Origin of the sequence: Nakamurella flava (assembly GCF_005298075.1) — a bacterium.
Lineage (GTDB): Bacteria > Actinomycetota > Actinomycetes > Mycobacteriales > Nakamurellaceae > Nakamurella > Nakamurella flava.
Window position 1 is genome coordinate 116996 of the sequence record NZ_SZZH01000008.1, and the last position, 11000, is coordinate 127995.

8 protein-coding genes and 1 rRNA gene are annotated in these 11000 nt (G+C 73.1%); all 9 read right to left on the reverse strand.

The window, feature by feature from the left end:
* Positions 1-324: 324 nt before the first annotated feature.
* Entirely contained in the window at positions 325-1263 is a 939-nt protein-coding gene (locus tag FDO65_RS21630; protein ID WP_137451828.1) for a copper transporter, read from the reverse strand.
* Positions 1260-2435 (reverse strand): putative cytokinetic ring protein SteA, encoded by a 1176-nt coding sequence (gene steA / locus FDO65_RS21635; protein WP_137451829.1) that lies wholly within the window; start codon positions 2433-2435, stop codon positions 1260-1262. The genes FDO65_RS21630 and steA overlap by 4 nt, the downstream gene beginning before the upstream one ends.
* Before the next feature lie 264 nt (positions 2436-2699).
* The gene (gene recN / locus FDO65_RS21640) at positions 2700-4703 is read right to left on the reverse strand and encodes a DNA repair protein RecN (RefSeq protein WP_137451830.1); all 2004 of its coding nucleotides are present in this window, start codon (positions 4701-4703) and stop codon (positions 2700-2702) included.
* Positions 4704-4796: 93 nt separating this feature from the next.
* Positions 4797-5678 (reverse strand): NAD kinase, encoded by an 882-nt coding sequence (locus FDO65_RS21645; protein ID WP_137451831.1) that lies wholly within the window; start codon positions 5676-5678, stop codon positions 4797-4799.
* The gene (locus tag FDO65_RS21650; RefSeq protein ID WP_137451832.1) at positions 5675-6490 is read right to left on the reverse strand and encodes a TlyA family RNA methyltransferase; all 816 of its coding nucleotides are present in this window, start codon (positions 6488-6490) and stop codon (positions 5675-5677) included. The genes FDO65_RS21645 and FDO65_RS21650 overlap by 4 nt, the downstream gene beginning before the upstream one ends.
* A 2-nt stretch (positions 6491-6492) precedes the next feature.
* Positions 6493-6729: a hypothetical protein gene (locus FDO65_RS21655; RefSeq protein WP_166442332.1), complete on the reverse strand. Its 237-nt coding sequence runs from the start codon at positions 6727-6729 to the stop codon at positions 6493-6495.
* A gap of 199 nt (positions 6730-6928) precedes the next feature.
* Positions 6929-7963 (reverse strand): HAD-IIA family hydrolase, encoded by a 1035-nt coding sequence (locus tag FDO65_RS21660; protein ID WP_137451834.1) that lies wholly within the window; start codon positions 7961-7963, stop codon positions 6929-6931.
* A gap of 1 nt (position 7964) precedes the next feature.
* On the reverse strand, positions 7965-9350 hold the full coding sequence (locus FDO65_RS21665; protein ID WP_205850237.1) for a tetratricopeptide repeat protein: 1386 nt from the start codon (positions 9348-9350) through the stop codon (positions 7965-7967).
* Positions 9351-10874: 1524 nt separating this feature from the next.
* A 5S ribosomal RNA gene (gene rrf, locus FDO65_RS21670) occupies positions 10875-10991 on the reverse strand.
* Between the last annotated feature and the right edge of the window lie 9 nt (positions 10992-11000).

Below are 11000 nucleotides of genomic sequence, written 5' to 3' on the forward strand. Positions count from 1 at the left end.
TCAGAGTAACCGACCGGACCGCGACGTGGGTCCCCGACGGGCCCACGTCGCTCGGCCGGGGCTGTCGCCGCGGGTAGCCGGTGAGCCATCGAGCGGCCGACTGGCCCGTACCGGCTGGTCGCTCTGACGCCCAGGGGGGTGGGTCGTTCGGACGGTCCCGCTGACCGGGTTGCCGCGCGAGCCCGGTGATCGTGACCGGCCGACGGCTGGGGCGACCGGGGTGGATGCTTCCCGGCCTGGAGCGCGGGCGGGAGGGTGGACGGCAGCGGGGCCGGTGGTGTTTCACCGGCCCCGCTGTCGTCGTCTGTGGTGTGCGCCGGGCGGTCAGCCGATGGCCAGGGTCGGCACCTGCGCCTGCGCGGTGGCGGTCAGGCCGTAGCGGCCGACGCCGCCGCCGTTCTGCTCGACGAGCCCGAGGACGGTGGCGACCCGGCCGGAGGCGGTGTCCACGCTGTCGACGGTGGTGACGGCGGCGCTCTGGGCCGTGTCGGCGCGGATGGCCCCCACGGCGCCGGTCGGCTCGGCCGATCCGGTGCGGCCGGCGACGACGACCCCGGCTGCGGCGGTCCGGAGCTGGGCGGCGATGTCGCCCAGCACGGCGGCCCGGTCGGCCTCGGAGCCGCCGGTGAGGGTGCCGCCGGTGAGCAGGACCACGGAGCGGGCCGGGGCGATGTCACCGGTGGTGACGACGAACCCGCTTCCGGTGAGCGCGCCGAGCGCAGCCGCGGTCTGCTCCGGGGTGGCGGGCGCGGACCCGTCGGCCTTGGCGACGACCAGCGCGGAGAGCAGGCCCCCGACGGTGGAGCCGACCTGCGGAACCTCCGGCAGGGTGGCTCCGGTCGGCAGGTTCTGGGCGGCGAGGGTGCGAAGTTCGTCGGCCCGGCTCGGGTTGGTGAGGTCGGCGGTGAGCTGCATCTGGCCGGTGACGGTGGCTCCGGCCCGGGTGAGCAGCGACTGCACGGCGTCGCGGTCGGCCGGGTCGGCGTCGGCGGTGGTCACGAGCAGGACGGTGGCGCCGGGGAGGGTGCCCCGGACGGCCAGCTGTCCGACGGAGCCGGCGAACTTGTCGTCCGCGGTGATGCGCGCGGTGAGGTCGGCATTGGTGGCGGCCAGTTCCTGCTGACTGCTCGTCAGGCTCTGGTTGTCGCCCTGCAGTCCGCTGATCAGCGGGGAGGAGATCTTGGTCGCGCCGAGCACGATGCCGAGCGCGAGAGCGAGGAACACCGCCGCGAGGGAGACGATGTGGTACCGCATGGAGATCATGCGAACAGCCCTCGCACCCAGGCGACGACGTTGTCCCACCACTGCCGCAGCAGATCGGCGTAGACCCCGCCGACGTCGGCGACCATCAGCGCGGCGGTGATCGCGGCGGCAGCGGCCAGGACGAGCAGCAGGACGACCCACCAGGAGATGCGAGACCGGTAGAGGGTGGCGACGGCCGAGGCGTCGACGATCTTGTTGGAGACGCGCATGCGCACCAGGAAGGTCGAGGCGGTGGCGCCGCCGCGGCCGCGGTCGAGCAGGTCGGTGAGGGTGGCGCGGCTGCCGACGGTGACGATGAGGGCGGCGTCGTGGCAGTCGGCGAGCAGGAGCGCGAGGTCCTCGGTGGTGCCGCTGCCCGGGAAGGTGACGGCCCCGACGCCGAGGTCCTGCAGGCGCTGCAGGCCGGGGGCGTGTCCGTCGACGTGGGCGGGGACGACGACCTCGGCTCCGCATCGCAGGGTCTGCGAGTCGATGGATTCGGGGTTGCCGATGATGAGGTCCGGGGTGTAGCCGGCGGTGCGCAGAGCGTCGGCCCCGGCGTCGACGCCGACCAGCACGGGCCGGTAGTCGGCGATGTACTTCTTCAACGATTTGAGCTGGGCCCTGGTGTCGGCGGAGGCCGCCACCATGAGGACCTGCTTGCCCTTGAGGTCGGTGTGCAGGTCGGGGATGCCGACACCGTCGAGGAGCAGGGTGCGTTCCCGCTTCATGTACTCGATGGCGTTGGCGGCGAATGCCTCCAGCTGCGAGGACATCCCGGTCTTGGCCTCGATCATCTGGTCGGCGACCGACTCGGTGGTCTGTTCGACGCCTTCGGCGAGCAGGTTCTCGCCGGCGTAGACCGCCCCCCCGTCGATGCGGATCTTGGCGCCGTCCTTGATCTTGCCGAAGATCTGGTCACCGACGCCGTCGACGAGCAGGACGCCGGAGGCGAGCAGGATCTCGGGTCCGAGGTTGGGGTAGCGACCGGAGATGGAGTCCGACGCGTTGACGACGCCGGTGACGCCGGCGCGCACGAGGGCGTCGGCGGTGGCCCGGTCGATGTCCCGGTGGTCGATGATGACGATGTCTTTGGGACCGACGCGGCCGAGGAGGGCGTCACTGCGGCGGGAGACGCGTGCGACTCCTGTGACGCCCGGCAGCGCGCGGGACTGACGTGACAGAAGCTTCATGCGCCGATGGTGGCAGCCACGGCCGACCGTTCCCGGTACATCCCCGCCGTGTCGTGTCATTCACCCCCGGTCACCGCCCGACGGAGCGCTGCCTGGCTGCTCCGGCGTCGGGGCACCGTCGCCTGGAGCCCCAGCGCCGAGGAGCAGCCGGCCCGACGCCATCGCTCCATCCAGCGCCGACGCCGTCGCGCCTGCGGCCGGACGTGGCCCCGCCGCGGGCATTCGCATCAACGACCCGCGCCTCTTCGCCGGACACAGGTCCGCTCAGCCGGCCCGACGCACCCGCCCTCCGTCCGGAGTGGGGCGCCGGCGGGGCAGCCGAACGATCTCAGCCGCTGCGGCGACGGGGGCGGCGCGCTCGGTGCGCTGACGGGCCGAAGCGGTTCCGCTTGCCTTTCCGGCGCGGGCGCCGGCGGACGATGGCCTCGATGCCCTCGACGGGGCGGTCGGGGCGGCCGCCGCGGCCGGGACGCTCCCCAGGTCCGCGGCCACCTGGGGAAGGTCGTCGTGGGCCTCGGAGAGAGTGTCGTCGCGGCCGGACCGCCGATGGGCGGCCGCCGCGAGCAGGTCACGGGCATGCGCCTGCGCCGTCGGGCCATCGTCACCGCCGAGCATCCGGGCCAGCTCGGCTTCCCGCGCCTGGCCCTGCACCGGCTTCAGGTCCGAGCGCCCGACCAGTCCACCGCCCCGGGGGTCGACAACGACGTGATGATCGGCGAAGGCCGCGACCTGAGCGAGATGGGTCACCACGATGACCTGGTGCGTCCGGGCCAGCGCGGCGAGCCGGGAACCGATCTCGATGGCCGCGCGACCTCCGACTCCGGCGTCGACCTCGTCGAACACCAGGGTCCCGACCGGGTCGGCGTCGGCCAGGGTCACTTCGAGCGCGAGCATCACCCGGGACAGCTCACCGCCCGAGGCTCCCCGCCCGATGGGCAGGTCGGGCGCTCCGGGGTGGGCCCGCAGCAGGATCTCGACGCGGTCGGTGCCGTCAGCTCCGGCGGCCACCGCACGCCCGTCGACGAGCAGCACGTCCCGGTCACCTGCGGTGGCGGCACGGGGCTCGACGATGACGGCCACCCGCGCCCGCCCCATGGCCAGATGGGTCAACTCGGCGGTCACGGCCGTACCCAGCCGTTGAGCCGCCCTGGTCCGCCGCGACGTCAGCCGGCTGGCCGCGGCCGCGGCCGCCGTTTCTGCGTCGGCGCACTGACGTTCCAGCGCCTCGGTCCGTTCGTCGGAGGTGTCCAGGTCGGCCAGTTCGGCCCGGGCGGCATCGGCCCAGTCGAGGACCGCGGCGACGTCCGGCCCCCACCGGCGGGTCAGGCCCTTGAGTGCGGCCTGCCGGGTGAGGGCATCGGGCAGCCGTTCCGGGTCGACGTCCAGGTCGGTGAGGTAACCGGACAGCTCGGCGGCGACGTCGCCCAACACGGCGGTGGCCTGGCGCAGGGTGGCCGCCAATTCCTGGAGTCGCCCGTCCCCGGCGGCCTCCAGGTCGCGACGGGCCCGATCGGCCAACCCGATGGCGGTGGGCTGGTCGTCCAGGGTGTCGGCGCCGAGCAGACCGGTCAGCGCGGTCGTCGCCGCCACCCGCAGCGAGTCGCCGTTCTCCAACCGGCGGATCTCGGCCAGCAGGTCGACGTCCTCCCCCGGTCGAGGCGCGACCGCGTCGATCTCCTCCAGGGCGATGCGGAGCAGCTGTTCCCGCTGCGCGCGTTCCCGGCTGCGGGCCCGACGATCGGCGAGCTCGTCCCGCACCGCGATCCAGTCGGCCCGCCGACGGCGGTAGGTCGTCAGCTCGCGCTCGACCCCGGCGTACCGGTCCAGCACGGCACGCTGCCGGGACGGCTGGAGGAGTGAGATGGCCTCGGACTGGCCGTGCACGGCCACCAGCGGCTCGGTGAGATCGGCCAGGGTGCCGACCGGGACCGCCCGGCCACCGATGTGCGCCCGGGAACGCCCCTCGGCCCCCACGGTCCGGACGGCGATCACCGCGCCGTCCTCGTCGAGCCGGCCGCCGACCCCGCTCACCAGTTCCTGGACGGCCCCGGGCCCGGGACCGGCGAACCGGGCTTCGACGATGGCCCGGTCGGCTCCGACCCGGACCCGGGCCGCGTCACCCCGCCCGCCGGTCAGCAGACCGAGGGCGGTGACGATCATCGTCTTGCCCGCGCCGGTCTCCCCCGTCACCGCGGTGAACCCGGGCGAGGGTTCGAGCACGGCCGAGTCGATGACGCCGAGCCCGCTGAGACGCAGTTCCTGGAGCATGTGTGCGAGCGTACCCATGTTCGAGGCTGTCGAACAAGAGTCGGACCGCGAATGTGGACAGACGTTCGCTCAATGGGCGGCAGGGGTCTGCGGTCAGTGCCGCTTGTCTCGCCAGCCGTGCACGGGCAGCTTGAACTTCCGCACCAACCGGTCGGTGAACGGAGTGTCGGACAGCCGCACCAGGCTCACGGGTCGATCACCCTTGCGGACGTGGATCCGCGACCCGGGGCGGATCTCGTGGATCCGGCGGCTGTCGCACGCCATGATCGCGCTCGGCCCGTCCGGGTCGATGTGGACCGTCACCGTCGAGGTGGGGGCGACCACCAGCGAGCGGGCGAACAGCGCATGCGCGTTGGACGGGGCGACCAGCAGTGCGTCGACCCCCGGCCAGATCACCGGGCCACCGGCCGAGAAGGTGTAGGCGGTCGACCCCGTCGGGGTCGCGCAGAGCACGCCGTCGCAGCCGTAGGCCGAGATGCCGTGCCCGTCCACCTCCACCACCACGTCGAGGATCCGTTCCCGGGTGCTCTTCTCGATGCTCACCTCGTTCAGCGCCCAGCACGAGGCGACGGTCTCGCCCTGGTGCTCGACGGCCACTTCGACCGTCATCCGCGGAGACACGCGGTAACGACGGTCCACGACGGCCAGGATCGCCTCGGTCAGGTCCTCCGCGTCGGCCTCGGCCAGGAACCCGACCCGACCGAGGTTGATGCCCAGCACGGGCGCCTGCAACGGCCGGGCATGGGCAGCAGCCCGCAGCAGGGTGCCGTCGCCGCCGAGGGCGAGCACCATCTCGATCTCACCGGCGACCGCGCGGGATGGATCGAACAGGTCCAGGTCCATCTCGTGGTTCTCGCCCGGCAAACTGAGCAGCTGGACCCCACCGGCGGCCAGCAGATCGGCCGCGGTGCGGGCGGTGACGGCGACATCGACCCGTCCGGTGTGGGCCACCAGCAGGACTCGTCGTTCGGTCATTCGGGTCCTTCCTCCACCGCGCGGTCGATCAGTTGCCGCACGTATGCGCGGCCTGGTTCCCCGGCCCGGGCGTCCCGACGCAGGTGCAGGAAGAACTCGACGTTGCCACTCGGACCGGGCAACGGGGACGCCACGACGCCGGCCACACCCCACCCCAGTAGATCAGCCGCCGCGGCGACCTCGGCGACCGCGTCCGCCCGCAGGGTCCGGTCACGGACGACCCCACCGGCGCCAAGGCGTTCCCGTCCCACCTCGAACTGGGGTTTGACCATCGGTACCAGGTCCGCGTCCTCCGCCGCGCAGGCGACGAGCGCCGGGAGGACCAGACGCAGCGAGATGAAGGACAGATCGGCCACCACGAGGCCGACGGGATCGCCGACGACCTCCGGGGTCAGGGTCCGGACGTTGGTGCGGTCGACCACGACGACGCGGGGATCGTTCTGCAGCCGCCAGATCAGCTGGCCGTAGCCGACGTCGACGGCGACGACCTCCTGCGCACCGCGCCGCAGCAGGACGTCGGTGAAACCGCCGGTGGAGGCGCCGGCATCCAGGCACCGCCGGCCGGTGACGTCGATCGCGAAGGCGTCGAGAGCGCCGATGAGTTTGTGGGCGCCGCGGGAGGCCCAGTTCTCGTCCGGTTGCTCGCTCTCCCGGACGACGATGGGCGAGGCGATGGTCACCCCGGTCGCCGGTTTGGTGGCGGCCCGCCCGTCGGCGGTGACGCGGCCGGCGGCGATCAGTTCGGCCGCGTGTTCGCGGGACCGGGCCAGTCCCCGGCGGACGAGCTCGCTGTCCAATCGGGCGCGACGCACGGTCACGGTCCCGGGCGGGGCGGGCCCGCGTCGGTGGTGCGGGCCAGCGCGTCGGTCAACGTGGTGTGCAGGCGGTGATACGTCTCGACCTGGGCCGTGACGTCCTGCTCGTCCAGCCGGGCGATCTCCTCGTCCACGGTGGCCAGCAGGGCGGACGGATCGGGCGCCGCGCCCGATGCGGGCCGTGGACCGGGCAGGGGTACGGGGCGTGGACCGGGCGACGGGCTGCCGACGGACATCCTGATACCTCCCACCGGTTGTCGGGTGACGGTCGGCCCGGCACCGGGAGTGCTTCCCGATGCGGGTGGACCGGCTGTCACGGTAACCGAGTGGTCGCGGGCCGCGGTGCGTCGACGTCCCGTCGCGACCCCTCGGGCACCGCTCCGGCACCGCCGCAAGGCTGCGACGGCGATGTACTCGGCGCACCGCGGGCGACGCTCAGGCGGCTAGACCGCACCGCCGCAACGCGGCGGCGGCAGTGTCGTCGGCGGCGCGCACTTCGGTCACTTCGGAAGCCCAGCCCTGCCGGACGAGCGCGGCGAGGGCAGCCAGCGCGGCACCGTCCGACAGGTCGTCGCCGGTCCGCGAGTCGGCAGACGACAGCTCGAGCGCGGTGTCGCTCACGGTGACCCGCCAGGAATGCGGCTCGGGCTCCTGGGTGTCGGTCAGCGATCGGACGCGGTCGGCGTCCAGCACGCCGCGCAGGTCGAAGGCGACATGGGTGGGTCGGCGTTCGGGCGGCGCGGCGAGGAGATCGGCGGCGGTGTTGACGCCGGTCAGCACCATCAGGCTGGGCATCCCGGCTTTGACGGCGCCGGCGATGTCCGTGTCCAACCGGTCCCCGACGACCAGTGGCCGGCTGCTGCCGGCGCGGGCGACGGCTTCGTCCAGGAGCGGACGTTCCGGCTTCCCGGCCACCCGCGGCTGCAGACCGGTGGCCGCGACGAGCGCCGCGACCATGGAACCGTTACCGGGCAGCAGACCACGATCGGTCGGCAGCGTCGTGTCGTTGTTGCACGCGACCCAGTCGGCCCCGGCCCGCAGCGCCAGGCAGGCCTCGGCCAGTTGCGGCCACCCGGTGGTCGGCGAATGTCCCTGCACGACGGCGACGGGCTCGTCCGTGACCAGCTCGACCGGGGCCAGACCGGCCTGCCGCACCGACTCGACCAGCCAGAGCGCCCCGACGACCAGTACCCGGGCACCGGCCGGGTGGGCCTGCTGCAGCATGGTGGCGGCCGCCTCCGGAGAGGTCAGCACGTCGTCCGCCGCGGCGGGGACGCCCATCGCGGTGAGCGCCTCGGCCACTTCGGCCGGCGGCCGGGAAGCGTTGTTGGTCACGTACATGCTGCGGATTCCGCGGGCGTTGGTCGCCTCGATGACCGACCCGACGTGCTCGATGACCTGGCCACCCAGGTAGACGGTGCCATCGAGGTCGAGCAGCAGGGCGTCGTGACGGTCGGCGAGGGTGGGCACGTCAGGCTCCCGTGGTGGGGTTGTCGGAGAACAGCGGCGAACCCGAGAACGTCGGCGATGACGGCTCGTCGTCGGATCGGGGTTCGGCCCCGGAGGCGGAGTCGTCGTCCGTCGACTCGGAGTCGGACGCGGTCACATCGGCCTCGGTGGATGGCGAAGCGATGGCGAACGGGTCGAGATCGTCGGCGCTGCCGGCGGTCTCCGCAGCGGAGCCCTCGTCACCCGGTTCGTCGTCCGCGTCGTCGGACTGCGCGGCGTCGGTCTGCGGGTCGACCGCGTCGTCGGTCACGTGGTCGGGCATCGGGACGTCGGTCGTGTCCTCGTCCGCGGCCGGTGCCGCGACCTCGGGATCGACCGTCGACTGCTCGTCGTCGACCTCCGATGCGGACGCCTCGGGCTGCGGATCGGCGCCGAGGGCGACCAGACGCTCGGCGGCGTCCGTCTCCTCGTGGAGATCGGCGTCGGCCGCCTTGATGAACCAGGTGATGGCGTCCTCGCGCCGGCCGGCCCGTTCGAGCAGGTCGGCGTAGGCGAATGCCACCCGCGCTGAGTCGGGCGTCGTCGCCGCCAGCTGCTCGAGCTGGGCCACGGCCGCGTCGATCTGTCCGAGGTCGGCGCGGGCACCGGCGCTGACGATGACGAGTTCGGTGCGCTGCTCGGCGTCGAGCGTCTCGGCCTCCGGGGAACGCGACAACTCGATGGCCCGCTCCGGGTGGCCGAGCGCGCGTTCGCAGTCGGCGAGGACGGCCAGCTGACCGGCCCCGCCACTCATCCGACGGGCCGCGCGCAGCTCCCCGATGGCTTCCGCCCACTCCCCCGCCCGGTAGGCGACCAGGCCGACGGTCTCCCGCACGACCGCGATCCGTCCGCCCCGGGTGCGGGCCGCGCGAGCGTGCCGCCAGGCCTCTTCCGGCTCTTCGTCGGCCAAGGCACTGGCCGCGACGAGATGGCCGGCGACGAACTCCGAGCCTTCCCGGCTCAGCCCGCGCAGGTCGCGCCGCACTTCCGGGTCGAGCTCGTCGGAGGTGGCCCATTCCGGAATGTCCGGCCAACGCTCACCGATGTCCTCCGCGCGACGACGGGACCCGAGTTCCGGCTCCCGCGGAGCACGGTCCTCACGCGGACGGTCCTCGCGCGGACGGAACGATCCCCGCTCACCACCACGCTGCTCGCCGCGCCGCTCATCCCGATGACGGGGTCCGCCGAAACGGTCGCTGTCGGACCGGGGATAACGGGAGGTGGGACGATCGGCGTACCGGGATTCGGTGCGTCCGCCGTCAGCCGAGCTGTCCTGCCGCGGAGCGCGGGTGGCGTCCCGGGTCTCGGCAGAGGCCGCGGGCTCGGCCGGAGCACCCAGACCGAGGGCGGAACTCAGATCCCCGGTCAAACCGGACGGACGCTCCGTTCGGGCGGAACCGTTCGGCGGGATGGCCGAATCGTGGCCCTCGGAGGCCGACGTCGGACGCTCGGTCCGGGGGCCACGATCGGCGTAGTTCCCACCGCGCTCCGGGCGACGGGGCGCGTCGTCGGATCGGCGTGGACCGCGGTCGAACGGCGGTCGCTCGTCCCGACCCCGATAGCCTCGATCGCCGTCGGTGCGGGGACGATCGGAGCGGGCGCGATCTCCCTGGCCCGGCGATCGGTCGTCCCGAGACCAGGCGCCGCGGGCCCGGTCGTCGCGCGGGGCGAAGGAGCGGGGGCGGTCACCGTCACGGCGGTCCACACCGAACGTCCGTCCTCCGCTGGCGCGGCCACGGTCCTGCGACGGGCGCCCGTCGGACGAACGGCTCCACGGCCGATCCTGGCGGTCACCGCCCTGACGGTCCGCGGACGAGGAGCCGCGATCCGGGCGACGGTCGTCGAAGGACGGACGGTCACCACGGGGCCGATCGCCAGCCGGTCGTTCGAATCCACCGCGACGGTCACCACCGCGATCGTCCCGCGGTCGGTCGTCACGCGGTCGGTAGGAGTCCTGACGGCCGTATCCACGGTCGTCGCGGGGACGGAAGGAACCTGGACGGTCGGAGCCGCGGTCGTCGCGGTCTCCGCGCGGCCGGTCAGGCCGATTCTGCTGGTCGCGGGCACGATCACCGCTCCAGGGGCGGTCGTCCCGTCGGGACGGGCGGTCCTCACGGGGACGGAAGGGACGGTCCCCACCGTCCCGCGGGCCGCGGCGGTCGTCGCTGCCGGAGCGTGGTGCGCGGTCGAAGCGCCGGTCCGAATTGTCGTCGGGCCGTCGGGAGTAGGGCCGGTCGCTTCCGCCGCCTCGATAGGGAGGGCGTCCCTCGCGGGACGACGGGCGACCGCTGGTGCGGTCCTCACCCCCGGGGCGGCGCGGCCGATCGTCCCGGCCGGGCTGTGCGTCGGAACGCGGGCGGTAGGGACGATCACCGTTGTCCCGACGCGGCCGGTCGTCGCGGGAGTCACGTCGTGGACCGCGGTCGTCACCCCTGTTGGACGTCCAAGGGCGGCGGTCATCATCAGTGGATCGTCGATCGGCGGCGTCGCGGTCGAAGCTCCGCGGAGGGCGGGAATCGTCACCGCGCTGCGGGTTGGAGAAGGGACGGCGCGAGGCGTCGGAGCGCTCTGGTCGACCACCGAAGTCGCGTCCTCGGGGGCGATCGCCGGTCCCGCGGGAACGGTCCGCGTCATTTCCGCGGCGATCGCCGGCGTCGGATCGACGCGGTCCGTCGTATCGACGTCGGTCTGCAGGTTGGTCCCGTCGCCCGGTTTCGCCGTCGCTCATCAGTTGTCCTCTCGCATGGCTGAAGCACGCCGCGTCGAAGCCTATCCACCGAATCCGGAGGACGATCAAAACGGGGTGACAAAAAAACCCTGTGTGGGTGGGATCAGTGGATCAAACCCCGTAAAGGGGTGATCACACCATCCCACCCACACAGGGTGAAAAGATGTCCGGCGGTGTCCTACTCTCCCACACCCTGGCGAGTGCAGTACCATCGGCGCTGAAAGGCTTAGCTTCCGGGTTCGGAATGGGACCGGGCGTTTCCCTCTCGCTATAACCGCCGTAACTCTATGA